Raw genomic sequence first — 14,731 nt, 5'->3', positions numbered from 1 at the left:
GATTGTATCGGCGACCACTGACACCCGCGGCGTGGGCCGATGTTGTTCATCTGTCGCGAAGCGCCCGCGGTCTGGCCGGCCGTCACGTGGACGAGCTGACACGCTCGGGCGGCGGGAGCAGCAGCCTGCCCATGTGGCACTAGCCTCCCGACCATGGGGGAAGGACGAACCGCAGAGCCGCTCAGTGACACTGCTGCGGCCGACTGGCTGGTGTCGGCCCTCCCCGACTTCCAAGGCCGGGTCAGGGACCTGGTCACGGACACCTTTCCTGCCTACGTCCGGATCTTCCATCGCCCCGACCAGGGCCTCCCCAGCAGCGACCGCCCCAGCAGCTGGGCCGCGATCGCCCGTGACCGTGGCACCGTGTTCCACCCCGCTGCCCAGTACACCGACCTGGCTCGGTGGGCCTACCAGCCCGAGAGGGAACGGATCCCGGGACCGCGTCTCGGGACACTCGATCGGCTCACCTTGTCGTCGCTGGTCGAGCACCTGGTCGCGCACACAGCCACCCCGCAGACGTGCTGGTCTGCCTTGTGGGTCGGCCATGGCAAGTCTCCTGAGCGGTGGCGCGCCAAGCCGTCGTTCCGGCTGCCCGGTCGCCAGTACTGGCTCTTCTCGGAGGCGTTGGAGGACCTGGTCGAGCTGTCGTCGGAGCTCGAGACGGCCGGGCTCTCCGAGGAATGGCGCAGGACGTCGCGCGAGATGGGCATCGTCCAGTCACCGACGCTCTGGTGGCCCGACGACAGGGCGTGGCTGGTCCACTCCGAGATCGACTACGACAGCACGATCGTCGGTGGCACACCGTCGCTGGTCCAGGCCCTGGTCGACGACCCGGGGATCGAAGCCTTGCAGGTCGACCGGGACGTCTCGCTCTATGCGAACGGAGACAGGATCAACGGCTCGTACCCGAGCGGCTGGCCGCAGGGCGACTGAGGGAACGGCGGTCCGCCTCAGCGCAGGCGCTCGGCGAAGAAGGCGAGCACCGCGTCGACAGCGACATCGGACCGGTGCTCGGTGACGGTGGAGTGGCCGGAACCCTCGAGCTCGACGCGGATGAAGGCGTCGCCGATCAGCGAGGTGAGGGTGTCGAACCGTGTGCCGACCGCCCGGTCGGATGCGTAGCGGATGCCGAGCACGGGGCAGCCGTCGGCCGCGCGGCGGCGTACGACGTCGGCGTCGGCGGGGGAGAGGTTGAGGTCGGCCGCACGGCCGGGGAGGCCGATGAACGGTGCAGCGGGCTGGCAGAGCACCGGCGCGACGGTGCTGTCGTCGACCATCATCGCCAGCGCGAAGCCGCCGGTGAAGCACATGCCGAGCGCCCCGACGCCGGGTCCGCCGAGCTCGGTGTGGAGCTCGCGGGCCAGCGACCGCAGCCATCCGGCGACGGGGGTCGTCTCGCCGCGGGCGATCTTGGTGAACTCGCGGCTCACGCAGATCCGGGGGAACACCCTGGCCACGTCGGCGGCGCCGAACTCGCGGCCGACCGGCCCGAACAGGTGCGGCAGCAGCACGGTGTAGCCCGCCGCGACCAGCTCCTCGCCGAACCTGATCACCCCGGACGTCAGGCCCGGCAGCTCGTGGACGACGACCACCCCGGGACCCGATCCGCGGCGCCACACGGGGTGGGTGGTCGGGACGCCCGCGACGTCGTCTGTGTGCTCGCTGCGGGTCCATCCGTCGAGTGCGTCCACGGGAGGAATGTGGCAGCCCACGAGGCGCGTGGGAAGAGGGTGGGTCTCAGAACGTGTAGCCGAAGGCGTCGAGGTCCGCCCCGTAGACCTCGGCGACCTTCGTCCGCGTCGCGTCGGTGTAGTAGTCGCGGTAGCTGCCGTGCGGGGACTTGTTGCGGTGCGGCACGTGCACCGGCTCGCCGCCGAGGCGCCGCTCGACGTGGGCCAGGTCGTCGGCGAAGGTCTCGGTGCGCCCGACGAAATCGACCTCGCGGTCGGGAGCGCGCAGGTAGTCGACCTGCGGGCGGCCGACCCGCGGCAGCTCCTCGGTGCCGCGCAAAACGAACTCGTCGAAGCCTGAGTACGCCGCCGCCGCGCGCCACATGTCGTTGCCGCGCATCCGCGTCGCCTCGGCGCCCTGCGGGCGGCCGCTGGAGGGTCCCCACTCGCGGTCCCAGTCCTGGATCATCGACCACCACGAGACCATCCGCGCCCAGGGGTTCCGGACGAACGCGAAGGACCAGTAGTCGGCCGTCTGCGGCTCCGCGCGCAGGATCCGGGCGTACGGCGCGTGCCGGCCGAGCGGGGGCCTGACGCCGGGTGCCTTGCTCCGCGCGTCGGGGCAGCAGCGCTCGAACGCCACCCCGACCGACACGCCGCCGGTCTTGGGCACGTGCACGAAGAGAGCGCGCGCGGCGTCGGAGATCAGCACGGGCGCGAGGCTAACCCACGCACCCGTGACAGGCGGCGCCTGCGTCTCGCCCGGCCGTGGACGTGGGCGGCCGGTGGGGGATGATCGCCCCGTGATGACGTTCCTCGAGCTCGGGCCCGGGCGGGACTTCGTGCTCCTCGCCCTGCCCAAGACGGCCAGCACGGCCCTCGAGCGGACGCTGTCGCCGTACGCCACCGAGTCGGTCAGCGCACCGCCCGGCCGCAAGCACCTCCCGGCGCGCGGGTTCGTGCACAGGAAGGCCCACGAGCTCGCCGAGCAGGGCCGTCCGCGCGAGTCCTACGAGCTCGTCACGATGTTCCGGGAGCCGATCGCGTGGCTCGAGTCGTGGTGGCGCTACCGCGCGCGCGAGGACAGCCGGCAGTCGACCGCCGACATGACGTTCGAGGAGTTCGCGCTCCACTACCTCGCCGGGGACGACGACGCGCCGATCCCCAAGGGCCGCCCGGCGAGGTTCATCCACGCCCAGGGAGCGGTCGCGGTCGACCGGGTCTTCGCGGTCGAGCGGCCCGACGTCTGGTCGGCGTGGTTCGCCCAGCGGATCGGTCGTCCCCTGGACTTCGAGCGACGCAACGCCTCCACCGCTGAGCACGGCGAGCTCACCTTCGCGACGAGGGAGGCGCTGGCTTCGCACTTCGCGCCGGAGTACGACGTGTGGCGACGGCTGGAGGCGACGGGCGAGTGGTCGGGCGCGCGCGGCACGCGCCTGCCGGACCTCGACGGCCCGGCGCGGGCGTAGAAGTCAGTCGTAGGTGTAGCCGAAGATCTCGATGTCCTCGGCGTAGACCTCGGCCACCCGCTGGCGGGTCTCGTCGGTGTAGTAGTCGTGGTAGGTGCCGTGCTTGGACTTGTTCTTGTGCACGGGGGTCGACGGCTCGAGGCCGAGCTGCACCTGCACCTGCTGCAGGTCGGCGACGAAGTTCTCGGTGCGGCCGATGAAGTCGACCTCGCGGCCGTGCTTCGGGGCGCGGAGGTACGTGATCTGCGGGGTCCCGACGCGGGGCAGCTCCTCGGTGCCGCGCAGCACGAACTCGTCGAAGCCGGAGTACGCCGCGGCGGCCCGCCACATGTCGTTGCCGTCGCGCATCGAGCCGTGCTTGACGTCCTGCGGCTTGCCGCTGCTCGGTCCGTGCCGGCGGTCCCAGGCCGAGATCATGGAGTACCACGACACCATCCGGGCCCAGGGGTTCCGGACGAAGCCGAACGTCCAGTAGTCGATGACCTGCGGCTCGTGCTTGATGATCTTGCCCAGCGTCGCGTGGCGGCCGATCGGGACGCGCGCCTTGCGGGCGTCGGGGCAGGCCTCCTTGACCGTCTCCTCGACCGACACGCCGCCGGTCTTGGGGACGTGGACGAAGAGCACCTTGCGGGAGTCGCTGATCAGCACGCGGCGAGGTTATCCCAGCCGGACGGGCGGTCCCGACCGACAGGCACCTCTGGCACGATCGCGCCATGTCCGCTCCGACCGCCGCCGACCCGGCAACGGGGGTCCGGGGCTACCGGGCCTCGCAGAAGGTCCTGCACTGGCTGACCGTGCTGGCCGTCGCGGCCCAGTTCACGGTCGGCTACCTCCTCGACCTCGACGACGACTGCGACCCACCCGGGGAGGACCGCAGCGGCGGCGACACCACCGACGCCGAGGAGGAGCGGTTCGACCGGCTCGAGGAGCAGTGCGAGGCCCGCGCCGACGACTACGACCTGCTCGGCGGCGGGTTCGACCTGGCCGAGGTGCACCTGCTCCTGGGCCTCACCGTGCTCGCGCTGGGCGTCGTACGACCCCTGTGGCGCAAGGTGGCCGGCCTCCCGCCGTGGTCCGAGCACCTCTCCGCCGGCCAGCGGCGGCTGGTCCACTGGACCGAGCGCGCGCTGCTCGTGCTGCTCGTCGTCGTGCCGATCAGCGGCATCGTGCTCGTGACGACGGGAGACGACGCCTGGCTGCCCCTGCACGTCGGCGCCCATGTGGCGTTCTTCCTTGCCCTCGCGGCGCACCTCTCGACCAACCTGCGGCCGGTCATCCTCCGCCGGATGCTCTGAGGTCCGCCAGGAGGGATCAGGCCTCGAGCGGCCAGCCCCGCTGCGCCCAGCCGCCGGTGCCGCCGGCGACGTTGATCGCAGTGATGCCCTTGGCCCGGAGGTGGTCGACCACCGCGCGGCTGCGGTTGCCGGACTGGCAGATGACGAAGACCGGGACGCCCGTCGGCAGCTCGTCGACCCGCGCCGGGACGTCGTTCATCGGGATGTGCACGGCGCCGGGGACGCGGCCGCCGGCCACCTCGGCGTCCTCGCGGACGTCGACGACGTAGGCGCCCTCGCTGTGCGCGGCGGCGAACTCGTCGAGGCCGACCTCGTCCTGCGGAGCGTTCGCGGCGGCCTCCTGCGCGGCGGCCACCTCCTGGCGTACGGCGTCCATGTCGAGGTCGCGGGCCTGCTCGATCACGCCGGCGAGGGCCTGCGGCGGCAGCGCGCCGGCCTGGTTGAAGAGCAGGATGCCGTCACGGAACAGCATGAGCGTCGGGATCGAGGTGATCGCCGCCATCTGCGCCAGCTGCTGCTCGGCCTCGGTGTCGACCTTGCCGAAGACGATGTCGGGGTTGTCCTCCGACGCCTTCTCGTACACGGGGGCGAACTGACGGCACGGTCCGCACCACGACGCCCAGAAGTCGATGAGGACGATGCCCTCACCGCTCACGGTCTGCTCGAAGTCGGCCAGGGTCAGCTCACGCGTGCTCATGTCACCAGAGTGCCACGGCGGTCCGCGTCGAGCAGGACCCCCGGGTTGAGGATGCCGGCCGGGTCGAGGACCGACTTCGCCGCGGCCAGGGCGGCGGCGAAGTGGTCGGGGCGCTGCTCGTCGTACCAGGGCCGGTGGTCACGCCCCACCGCGTGGTGGTGGGTGATGGTGCCGCCGTTGTCCACGATCGCGCGCGAGACGCTCGCCTTCACCTCGTCCCACTGCTCGGCCAGCGCGCCCCAGCGTCCGGGGGCGTAGACGCCGTAGTAGGGCGCCGGGCCGTCGGGGTAGACGTGGGTGAACCGGCAGGTGACCACCGCCGCGCCGCAGACCCGTTCCGCCGACTCCTGGGCGGTGGCGGTGACCGCGGCGTGGAGCGCGGGGAAGCGGTCCCAGGTGCACGCGGTCTCGAAGGTCTCGACGACCATCGAGCGCCGGGCCATCGCGTCGCGCTGGTAGGGCATCCGGATGAACGACGAGCGCCAGCTCGCCGCCGCACCGGAGGCGCCCTGCTCCTGGGTCGTCGCCTCGCCACCGTGCTCGGCGGTGATCGCGAGGGCCCGGGCGAGGGCGTCGTCCACGGCGTGGTCGGCCGACTCGAAGCCGAGCACGAGCACGCTGCTCGACGATTCGGCGTTGAGGAAGGCCTCCGCGGGGTCGAGCAGCCGGCAGTTGGCGGGGTGCAGGCCGGACTGCGCGATCGCCCGGGTGGCGTCGACCGCCCGCTCGTAGGACGCGAACGCGACCGACGCCGTACGCCGCCAGCGCGGCCGCTGCTGGAGCCGGACCCAGGCCTCGGTGATCACCCCGAGCGCGCCTTCCGAGCCGAGGAACAGGCGGTCGGGCGAGGGCCCCGCACCCGAGCCCGGCAGCCGGCGCGACTCGACCGGACCGGCCGGGGTGACGACCCGCATCGACTCCGTCAGGTCGTCGACGTGCGTGTGGAGGGTGGCGAAGTGACCGCCCGCGCGGGTCGCGAGCCACCCGCCCAGCGTCGAGAACTCGAAGGACTGCGGGAAGTGCCGCAGGGTCAGGCCGTACGGGCGGAGCTGGTCCTCGAGGTGCGGGCCGAGCACGCCGCCCTGCACGCGGGCGGCCCGGCTGGTCGCGTCGACCTCGAGCACGCGGTCCAGCCGTCCGAGGTCGAGGGTGACCGCCGGGCCGTCGAAGCGGGGCTCCACGCCGCCGACGACCGAGCTGCCACCGCCGTACGGCACCACGGCCACGCCCTCGTCGCCGCACCACCCGAGGACTTCTGCGACCTCGTCGTCGTCGCGCGGGCGGACGACGACGTCCGGGAGCGGCCCGACGTCGCCGCGGAGGTTGTGCACCACGTCGCGATAGGCCTTGCCCCGGGCGTGGGAGAGCCGGTCGACGGCCTCGCTGGACGCGATCGCCTCCAGCCGTCGCGGGACGGCGATGAGGGGAGCGGGCAGGTGGAGGGACGCCGGGTCGGGCGGGTCGTGGGGGGTGAAGTCGTGGTCGGGGAGCAGGGCCGAGGCGCGCTCCACCAGGGACGCGGCCTCCGCGCCCGTCACGGCCTGCTCGACCTCGCCCCAGCCCCACCACGACCGCGTCATGCGGGTCAGTCTGGCGTCACGGTCGACGCCGCGTCACCAACCGCGCTCGCGCCACTCCGCGAGGTGCGGCCGCTCCTCGCCCAGCCGGCCGTCGTTGCCGTGCCCGGGGTAGAACCACGTCTCGTCCGGCAGCCGGCCGAAGACCTTGGCCTCGACGTCGCCGATCAGCTGCGTGAAGGCGTCGGCGTCACCGAAGGTCGCGCCCACGCCGCCGGGGAAGAGCGAGTCGCCGGTGAACAGGTGCGGGGTGGGGGAGACCGCCGGGTCGTCGAGCAGGAGGCAGATGGACCCGGGGGTGTGCCCCGCGACGGCGATGACGGACAGGTCGCAGGTGCCGACAGCCACCTTGTCGCCGTCGCCGACCCGGCGCTCGACGCTCACGCCGGTCTGTTCCTCGACGGCGTCGGCGTCGGGGGCGCCGGCGACGACGGTCGCACCGGGGTGCGCGGCCTTGACGGCCGCCAGGCCGCGGTGGTGGTCCCAGTGCTGGTGGGTCGTGACGATCGAGGTCAGCGACCGGTCGCCGATGAGCTCGAGCAGCCGCTCCGGCTCGGCCGCCGCGTCGACCAGCACGAGCTCACCGGTCTCGCCGCAGTGCAGCAGGTAGCAGTTGTTCGACATCTCCGGGTCGACGGCGACCTTCGTCAGCGTCAGGCAGCCCAGCTCGCGGACGGCGGGGGCGCCGCCCGGCGAGACGTCGCCCGTGTAGCCGCTCGTGTCGTCGGTCACCATGTCTCCACCTCCGGGAGGTCGTTCGAGTCGGACCTGAGGCCCTCGCCGGAGCCCCGGCCGGTCAGCCACCACCCCAGCGCGGCCGACGTACCGGTGACGACGGGACCACCCGCTCCGTCGCCGTAGTGCCAGGTGTGGTCGAGGTCCGTGGGGCGCACGTCGAAGGGCGCGGGGTAGGGGCGCTTGGTCATCGACTCCAGCAGGATCGCCCGGAAGTCGTCGGGCCAGTCGTCGGCCGTGTAGCCGGTCCCGAGGTCGGCATGGTGGATCTCCACCTCACGGAGCCGCATCAGCACGACGTTGCGCAGCGCGAAGTCGGGGCCGCCGGGCGTCCGCTCGAACCGGCCCTCCCAGTCCGCCTCGTGCATCGCCTCGAGCGCCTCGGCGAAGCGCGTGGTGGCGGCCAGGAAGCGCTCGCGGAGCTCGTCGGGCGCGGCTGCGGCGAGCTCCTCGATGTCGGCGTCGCGTGCCTCGGGCGAGGCGTACATCGGCTGGGGTCGGCCGAGGTGCGCCCCGTGGAGCACGCCTGCGAGGCCCTCGCCGTTGAGGGCGAGGTGGGCCACGACGTGGGCGCGCGTCCAGCCGGGGAGTTGGGACGGCTCGGCATACTGGAGGTCGGGGAGCGCGTCGACCGTGCGGACGAGCGCTCGATCGGCTCGGGCGATGGTGTCCGGGTCGGGTCTCGGGACGTCGATCACCCGCCCATCGTGCCACTTCGACAGCCACGTCACGGTCCACCCTGCCGGGTGGACGATGGGCCCGCTGTCGGTGGCGCGTGAGAGGGTTGATCGGTGCGTCGACTTGCCAGCGACGACGCTCCGGGACGAACATGTGTTCGACTCCGTCAATGCCAGAACGAGGACCACTGTGGCCGACCAGCTCATCATCCGGGGCGCCCGGGAGCACAACCTCAAGGACGTCTCCCTCGACCTCCCGCGTGACTCGCTCATCGTCTTCACCGGACTGTCGGGATCGGGCAAGTCGAGCCTGGCCTTCGACACGATCTTCGCCGAGGGCCAGCGCCGCTACGTCGAGTCCCTCTCGGCCTACGCCCGCCAGTTCCTCGGCCAGATGGACAAGCCCGACGTCGACTTCATCGAGGGCCTCAGCCCGGCGGTCAGCATCGACCAGAAGTCGACCTCGAAGAACCCGCGGTCCACCGTCGGCACGATCACCGAGGTCTACGACTACCTCCGCCTCCTCTACGCACGCGCGGGCCGTGCCCACTGCCCGACCTGCGGCGCGCCGATCGAGCGCCAGACGCCGCAGCAGATCGTCGACCGCGTCCTCGCGCTCGAGGAGGGCCGCCGCTTCCAGGTGCTCGCCCCGGTCATCCGCGGCCGCAAGGGCGAGTACGTCGAGCTCTTCCGCCAGCTCCAGCAGCAGGGCTTCAGCCGCGCTCGCGTCGACGGCGAGACCCACACGCTCGACGACCCGCCGACCCTCGACAAGAAGCTCAAGCACACGATCGAGGTCGTGGTCGACCGCCTCGCGGTCAAGGAGTCGTCCAAGCGCCGCCTCACCGACTCGGTCGAGACCGCACTGGGCCTCGCCGGCGGCCTGGTGGTCTTCGACTTCGTCGACCTCGACGCCAAGGACCCCGGGCGCGAGATGAAGTTCTCGGAGAAGATGGCGTGCCCCAACGACCACCCCATCGACACCGACGACCTCGAGCCCCGGTCCTTCTCGTTCAACTCGCCCTTCGGTGCGTGCACCGTCTGCTCGGGCCTCGGCACCAAGATGGAGGTCGACCCCGAGCTCGTCGTCCCCGACCCGGGTGCCACCCTCGGCGAGGGTGCGATCGCGCCGTGGAGCGGCGCGCACGTCGCCGACTACTTCCTGCGGCTGGTCAACGCGCTGGGCGAGGAGCTCGGCTTCGACCTCAACACGCCGTGGGAGCAGCTGCCGACCAGGGCGCGCACCTCGTTGCTCGAGGGCCACAAGACCAAGGTCCACGTCGTCACCAAGAACCGCTACGGCCGCCAGCGCGCCTACTACGCCGCGTTCGAGGGCGTCCGCCCCTACGTCGAGCGCCGGCACCGCGAGGCCGAGTCCGACACGAGCCGCGAGCGGTTCGAGGGGTTCATGCGCGAGGTGCCGTGCCCGGCCTGCCGCGGCACCCGTCTCAAGCCGGTCTCCGTCTCCGTCACCCTCGGCGCCCGCGACCAGGGCGGCAAGAACATCGCCGAGGTCTGCGCGCTGCCGATCAACGAGGCGGCCCACTACCTCCGCACCGTCGACCTGTCGGTGCGCGAGCGCCAGATCGGCGAGCGGGTGCTCAAGGAGATCCAGGAGCGCCTGCAGTTCCTGCTCGACGTCGGGCTCGACTACCTCTCCCTCGACCGGCCGAGCGGCTCGCTCTCCGGCGGCGAGGCGCAGCGCATCCGGCTCGCGACCCAGATCGGTGCCGGCCTCGTCGGCGTCCTCTACGTCCTCGACGAGCCGTCGATCGGCCTCCACCAGCGCGACAACCAGCGCCTGATCGAGACGCTCGTGCGGCTCAAGGACCTCGGCAACACCCTCATCGTGGTGGAGCACGACGAGGACACCGTGCGCGTGGCCGACTGGGTCGTCGACATCGGTCCCGGGGCGGGCGAGCACGGCGGCCAGGTCGTCCACTCCGGCACGGTCGAGGACCTCCTCACCCACCCCGACTCCATGACGGGCCAATACCTCAGCGGCCGACGCGAGATCCCGGTCCCCGCCGTCCGCCGTCCCCGCACCAAGGGTCGCGAGCTGACCGTCCACGGCGCCCGCGAGCACAACCTGCAGGACGTCGACGTCAGCTTCCCCCTCGGCGTTTTCACCGCCGTCACCGGCGTGTCCGGGTCGGGCAAGTCGACGCTGGTCAACGACATCCTCTACACCTCGCTGGCCAAGCAGATCTACAACGCCCGCACCGTCCCCGGGCGACACACCAAGATCACCGGCCTCGAGCACGTCGACAAGGTGATCCACGTCGACCAGTCGCCGATCGGCCGGACCCCGCGGTCCAACCCGGCCACCTACACCGGCGTCTTCGACCACGTGCGTCGCCTCTTCGCCTCCACCCCGGAGGCGAAGATGCGCGGCTACCTTCAGGGCCGCTTCTCGTTCAACGTCAAGGGCGGACGCTGCGAGGCGTGCTCCGGTGACGGCACGATCAAGATCGAGATGAACTTCCTCCCGGACGTCTACGTCCCGTGCGAGGTGTGCCACGGCGCCCGCTACAACCGCGAGACGCTCGAGGTCCACTACAAGGGCAAGACCATCGCCGAGGTCCTCGACATGCCGATCGAGGAGGCCGCCGAGTTCTTCGCGGCGGTGCCCGCGATCGCGCGCCACATGAAGACGCTGGAGGAGGTCGGCCTCGGCTACGTCCGTCTCGGTCAGCCGGCCACGACGCTCTCCGGCGGCGAGGCCCAGCGGGTCAAGCTGGCCAGCGAGCTGCAGAAGCGCTCCACGGGCCGCACCGTCTACGTCCTCGACGAGCCGACCACCGGACTCCACTTCGAGGACATCCGCAAGCTGCTGGGCGTGCTGTCCAGCCTCGTGGACAAGGGCAACTCCGTCCTGGTGATCGAGCACAACCTCGACGTCATCAAGACGGCCGACTGGATCATCGACATGGGTCCCGAGGGCGGCTCGCGCGGCGGCACCGTCGTCGCCGAGGGCACGCCCGAGGAGGTCGCGGCGGTCCCGGAGAGCCACACCGGTTCGTTCCTGGCGCCGATCCTCGAGGGGCGCGGCGCCCAGCAGCCCGGCGCGCCTCGCCGCCAGAAGGTCGTGGCGGCGAAGTCGGCACCGGCGAAGCGGACGGCGACCAAGAAGGCAGCGACCACGAAGGCAGCGGCCACGAAGGCCCCGGCCAGGAAGGGTGCTGCGAAGAAGTCCTCGTGAGCGGCCATCAGGTTCCTCACAGGGTCGCTGGCTAGGGTCGCCGCATGACCGCCATCAACCGACGTCGTGCCCTCACCGGATCGGCGGCCATCGCCGTCGGTGTCCCCGTGCTTGCCGCCTGCAGCTCCGACGACGAGCCGACGGCCACCGACCCGGCCTCGTCCTCCCCGTCGCCGAGCGACGAGTCGCCCTCGCAGCCCAGCAGCGACGGCACGGAGACCCCCAGCGGCGGCACGGCCCTGGCCAGCGTCAGCGACGTACCCGTCGGCGGGTGCTTCGTCGTGGCCTCGGCCAAGGTGGTGGTGACCCAGCCGACGGAGGGTGACTTCAAGGCCTTCTCGGCCGTGTGCACCCACCAGGGCTGCCTCGTGGAGTCGAGCACCGACGGCGAGATCCCGTGCCCGTGCCACCTCAGCCACTTCTCACTGGAGGACGGGTCGCCGGTGTCGGGGCCCGCGTCGTCGCCGCTCGAGCCGGTCCAGATCACCGTCGACGGGGACTCGATCACCGAGGCCTGACCCACCCGGCGGAGGGTGTCGGGGGCCGACCGTAGGGTTGCCACGTGGCAAGCCCGAGCTCCTACCGACCCGCGCCCGGGTCGATCCCGACCAAGCCGGGGGTCTACCGCTTCCGCGACGCCAAGGGTCGCGTCATCTACGTCGGCAAGGCCAAGAGCCTCCGCCCGCGCCTGTCGTCCTACTTCCAGGACATCGGCAACCTGCACCCCCGCACCGCCACCATGGTCACGACGGGCGCGAGCGTCGAGTGGACGGTCGTCGACACCGAGGTCGAGGCCCTGCAGCTGGAGTACAGCTGGATCAAGGAGTTCGATCCGCGCTTCAACGTGAAGTACCGCGACGACAAGTCCTACCCGTGGCTGGCGGTCACCGTCGGGGAGGAGTTCCCCCGGGTGATGGTCGGGCGCGGCGCCAAGCGCAAGGGCACCCGCTACTTCGGCCCCTACAGCCACGCCTGGGCGATCCGCGAGACCGTCGACCTGCTGCTCCGCGTCTTCCCCATGCGCTCGTGCAGCAACGGCGTCTTCAAGCGCTCGTCCCAGATCGGCCGGCCCTGCCTCCTGGGCTACATCGACAAGTGCGCGGCCCCGTGCGTCGGCAACGTGACGCCCGAGGAGCACCGCGAGATCGTCGACGACTTCTGCGACTTCATGGCGGGCAACACCAGCGCCTTCACCAAGCGCATCGAGCGAGAGATGTACGCCGCCTCGGAGGCGCTCGACTTCGAGAAGGCCGCCCGGCTGCGTGACGACCTCGGCGCGCTGACCAAGGCGCTCGAGAAGCAGGCCGTCGTGCTGCGCGACGGCACCGACGCCGACGTGATCGCGCTCGCCGAGGACCCGCTCGAGGTCGCCGTGCAGATCTTCTACGTCCGGGGCGGCCGCATCCGCGGCCAGCGCGGCTGGGTCGCCGACCGCACCGACGAGGGCGGCACGCCGGAGCTGGTCCAGGACTTCCTCCTCCAGCTCTACGGCGGCGAGGACGACTCGATCCCGCGCGAGGTGCTGGTGCCGGCCCTGCCGCCCGACAGCGACGTGCTGGAGCAGCTGCTCACCGAGCGGCGGGGGAGCAGGGTCGCGATCCGCGTCCCCCAGCGCGGCGACAAGCGCGACCTGCAGCAGACCGTCGCCAACAACGCCGCCCAGGCGCTCGCCCTCCACAAGACCAAGCGGGCCAGCGACCTCACCACGCGCAACCGTGCCCTGGAGGAGATCCAGACGTCGCTGGGCCTCGACGAGGTGCCGCTGCGGATCGAGTGCTACGACGTGTCCAACCTCCAGGGCACCGAGGTCGTCGCGTCGATGGTGGTCTTCGAGGACGGCCTCGCACGCAAGTCGGAGTACCGGCGCTTCGTGATCCGCGGGGTCGACGGCCAGAACGACGTCGCCTCCATGCACGAGGTGATCACCCGGCGCTTCAAGCGGCTGCTCGACGAGCAAGCCCGGAGCGAGACCGTGTCGACCGACTCCGGTCCGATGCTCGTCGACCCGGAGACAGGCCGCCCCCGCAAGTTCGCCTACGCGCCGTCGCTGGTCGTCGTGGACGGCGGACCGCCCCAGGTGGCCGCCGCGGAGCAGGCGCTCGCCGACCTCGGCGTCAACGACGTACCCGTGTGCGGTCTGGCCAAGCGGCTGGAGGAGGTGTGGCTGCCGGGGGAGGAGGACCCGGTGATCATGGCCCGCACCAGCGAGGGCCTCTACCTCCTCCAGCGGATCCGCGACGAGGCCCACCGCTTCGCCATCACCCATCACCGCAACCGGCGCTCGAAGTCGATGGTCGAGAGCACCCTCGACGACGTCCCCGGGCTCGGCGAGGTGCGTCGCAAGACCCTCCTCAAGCACTTCGGGTCGCTCAAGAAGCTGCGCGAGGCCGACGTCGACCAGATCGCTCTCGTCCCCGGCATCGGCCCCCGCACGGCCGCGGCCATCAAGGACGCCGTCGCCAAGGCCGACGCGACCCGCAAGACTGCTCCCAAGGAGCCGACGATCAACACCGCCACCGGCGAGATCCTGGAGGACTGACGAGTGGACCCCACGCCCGGCGAGCTCGTGATCGTCACCGGCATGACCGGTGCCGGTCGCAGCACGGCAGCCAAGGAGCTCGAGGACCTCGGCTACTTCGTGGTCGACAACCTCCCGCCCACGCTGGTGCGCGACGTGGTGCGGCTCGTGGACGACAGCCGCGGCATCCACCAGCCCATCGCGGTGGTGGTCGACGTGCGCTCGGGCTCGTTCTTCGACTCCCTCCAGGCCAACCGCCACCAGCAGGTGACCGGCCGCCCGACGACGCTGCTGTTCCTCGAGGCGACCGACGAGGTGCTGGTGCGCCGTCAGGAGGCCGCTCGCCGGCCGCACCCGCTCCAGGGCGGCGGGCGGCTCCTGCACGGCCTGCAGCGCGAGCGCGGCGTGATGGCCGACATCCGTGGTGACGCCGACGTGCTTCTCGACACCTCCAACTTCAACGTCCACCAGCTCCAGGACAGGATCGCCGAGCTGTTCGGCACGGCCGCCTCGACGCGCCTCAAGGTGACGGTGATCAGCTTCGGCTTCAAGTACGGCATCCCCGTCGACGCCGACTGGGTGGCCGACATGCGCTTCCTGCCCAACCCGCACTGGGTCCCGGAGCTGCGCCCCCAGAACGGTCGCGACCCCGACGTGGCCGACTACGTGCTCTCCCAGCCGGGTGCCGGCCGGTTCCTCGAGCAGTACCTCCCGGTCCTCAGGACCGTCGCGGAGGGCTACCTCGGCGAGGGCAAGCGGTTCATGCAGGTCGCCGTCGGCTGCACCGGCGGCAAGCACCGCAGCGTCGCGATGACCGAGGCCATCGCCGGTCTCCTGCGGGAGGCGGGCTACGACGTCAGCACCGCCCACCGAGACCTCGGCAGGGAGTGA

At 71.7% G+C, this 14,731-nt stretch carries 14 protein-coding genes; 7 read left to right on the top strand and 7 right to left on the bottom strand.

All coding sequences use genetic code 11. The annotated features are described in order from the left end of the window. Positions 1-153 precede the first annotated feature (153 nt). The gene (locus AC3A3L_RS17340; protein ID WP_487641289.1) at positions 154-933 is read left to right on the top strand and encodes a hypothetical protein; all 780 of its coding nucleotides are present in this window, start codon (positions 154-156) and stop codon (positions 931-933) included. 17 nt (positions 934-950) lie between these two features. On the opposite strand, the gene AC3A3L_RS17335 is transcribed toward AC3A3L_RS17340, so the two are convergent. Next, complete coding sequence (locus tag AC3A3L_RS17335) at positions 951-1,691, bottom strand: dienelactone hydrolase family protein (RefSeq protein WP_487641288.1); 741 nt, start codon at positions 1,689-1,691, stop codon at positions 951-953. 46 nt (positions 1,692-1,737) lie between these two features. Then, complete coding sequence (locus AC3A3L_RS17330) at positions 1,738-2,382, bottom strand: sulfotransferase family 2 domain-containing protein (RefSeq protein WP_487641287.1); 645 nt, start codon at positions 2,380-2,382, stop codon at positions 1,738-1,740. A 91-nt stretch (positions 2,383-2,473) separates the two neighbouring features. Between AC3A3L_RS17330 and AC3A3L_RS17325 the strand changes: the two genes are divergently transcribed. Next, positions 2,474-3,139 carry a hypothetical protein gene (locus AC3A3L_RS17325; protein ID WP_487641286.1) on the top strand — a complete coding sequence of 222 codons (666 nt, stop codon included), beginning with the start codon at positions 2,474-2,476 and terminating at the stop codon, positions 3,137-3,139. A gap of 3 nt (positions 3,140-3,142) precedes the next feature. Here AC3A3L_RS17325 and AC3A3L_RS17320 read toward each other — a convergent pair whose 3' ends face one another. Next, the gene (locus AC3A3L_RS17320) at positions 3,143-3,787 is read right to left on the bottom strand and encodes a sulfotransferase family 2 domain-containing protein (protein ID WP_487641285.1); all 645 of its coding nucleotides are present in this window, start codon (positions 3,785-3,787) and stop codon (positions 3,143-3,145) included. A gap of 65 nt (positions 3,788-3,852) precedes the next feature. Between AC3A3L_RS17320 and AC3A3L_RS17315 the strand changes: the two genes are divergently transcribed. Continuing rightward, positions 3,853-4,434 (top strand): cytochrome b/b6 domain-containing protein, encoded by a 582-nt coding sequence (locus tag AC3A3L_RS17315; RefSeq protein WP_487641284.1) that lies wholly within the window; start codon positions 3,853-3,855, stop codon positions 4,432-4,434. A gap of 16 nt (positions 4,435-4,450) precedes the next feature. Here the strand turns inward: AC3A3L_RS17315 and AC3A3L_RS17310 are convergent, their stop codons facing one another. The 4 genes from AC3A3L_RS17310 to AC3A3L_RS17295 are packed head-to-tail and all read right to left on the bottom strand — an operon-like array spanning position 4,451 to position 8,141. After that, positions 4,451-5,131: a thioredoxin domain-containing protein gene (locus AC3A3L_RS17310; protein WP_487641283.1), complete on the bottom strand. Its 681-nt coding sequence runs from the start codon at positions 5,129-5,131 to the stop codon at positions 4,451-4,453. Continuing rightward, a complete protein-coding gene (locus AC3A3L_RS17305) occupies positions 5,128-6,711 on the bottom strand; it encodes an FAD-binding oxidoreductase (protein ID WP_487641282.1) in 1,584 nt (527 codons plus the stop codon). The genes AC3A3L_RS17310 and AC3A3L_RS17305 overlap by 4 nt, the downstream gene beginning before the upstream one ends. A gap of 33 nt (positions 6,712-6,744) precedes the next feature. Continuing rightward, positions 6,745-7,443, bottom strand: coding sequence for an MBL fold metallo-hydrolase (locus AC3A3L_RS17300; RefSeq protein WP_487641281.1), 699 nt, complete (start codon positions 7,441-7,443; stop codon positions 6,745-6,747). Further along, positions 7,437-8,141: a maleylpyruvate isomerase family mycothiol-dependent enzyme gene (locus AC3A3L_RS17295; protein ID WP_487641280.1), complete on the bottom strand. Its 705-nt coding sequence runs from the start codon at positions 8,139-8,141 to the stop codon at positions 7,437-7,439. The genes AC3A3L_RS17300 and AC3A3L_RS17295 overlap by 7 nt, the downstream gene beginning before the upstream one ends. Positions 8,142-8,310: 169 nt before the next feature. Between AC3A3L_RS17295 and uvrA the strand changes: the two genes are divergently transcribed. Genes uvrA through rapZ form a run of 4 tightly spaced genes read left to right on the top strand, consistent with a single transcriptional unit; the run spans position 8,311 to position 14,731 of the window. Further along, on the top strand, positions 8,311-11,322 hold the full coding sequence (gene uvrA / locus AC3A3L_RS17290) for an excinuclease ABC subunit UvrA (protein WP_487641279.1): 3,012 nt from the start codon (positions 8,311-8,313) through the stop codon (positions 11,320-11,322). Positions 11,323-11,366: 44 nt separating this feature from the next. Further along, positions 11,367-11,840 carry a Rieske (2Fe-2S) protein gene (locus AC3A3L_RS17285; RefSeq protein ID WP_487641278.1) on the top strand — a complete coding sequence of 158 codons (474 nt, stop codon included), beginning with the start codon at positions 11,367-11,369 and terminating at the stop codon, positions 11,838-11,840. Positions 11,841-11,884: 44 nt separating this feature from the next. Then, positions 11,885-13,861 (top strand): excinuclease ABC subunit UvrC, encoded by a 1,977-nt coding sequence (gene uvrC, locus AC3A3L_RS17280; protein ID WP_487641277.1) that lies wholly within the window; start codon positions 11,885-11,887, stop codon positions 13,859-13,861. A gap of 3 nt (positions 13,862-13,864) precedes the next feature. After that, on the top strand, positions 13,865-14,731 hold the full coding sequence (gene rapZ / locus AC3A3L_RS17275; RefSeq protein WP_487641276.1) for an RNase adapter RapZ: 867 nt from the start codon (positions 13,865-13,867) through the stop codon (positions 14,729-14,731).

It is taken from the genome of Nocardioides sp. Soil_C_8 (genome assembly GCF_057656315.1).
The sequence above is the reverse complement of the archived record's forward strand: the minus strand, read 5'-3'. Positions and strand labels throughout refer to the sequence as shown.

What these genes read in the sequence shown, in the direction of transcription:
- AC3A3L_RS17340 (WP_487641289.1), top strand. Translation starts at nt 154, where the DNA reads ATGGGGGAAGGACGAACCGCAGAGCCGCTCAGTGACACTGCTGCGGCC.
- AC3A3L_RS17315 (WP_487641284.1), top strand. Translation starts at nt 3,853, where the DNA reads ATGTCCGCTCCGACCGCCGCCGACCCGGCAACGGGGGTCCGGGGCTAC.
- AC3A3L_RS17310 (WP_487641283.1), bottom strand. Translation starts at nt 5,131, where the DNA reads ATGAGCACGCGTGAGCTGACCCTGGCCGACTTCGAGCAGACCGTGAGC.
- AC3A3L_RS17305 (WP_487641282.1), bottom strand. Translation starts at nt 6,711, where the DNA reads ATGACGCGGTCGTGGTGGGGCTGGGGCGAGGTCGAGCAGGCCGTGACG.
- AC3A3L_RS17300 (WP_487641281.1), bottom strand. Translation starts at nt 7,443, where the DNA reads ATGGTGACCGACGACACGAGCGGCTACACGGGCGACGTCTCGCCGGGC.
- AC3A3L_RS17285 (WP_487641278.1), top strand. Translation starts at nt 11,367, where the DNA reads ATGACCGCCATCAACCGACGTCGTGCCCTCACCGGATCGGCGGCCATC.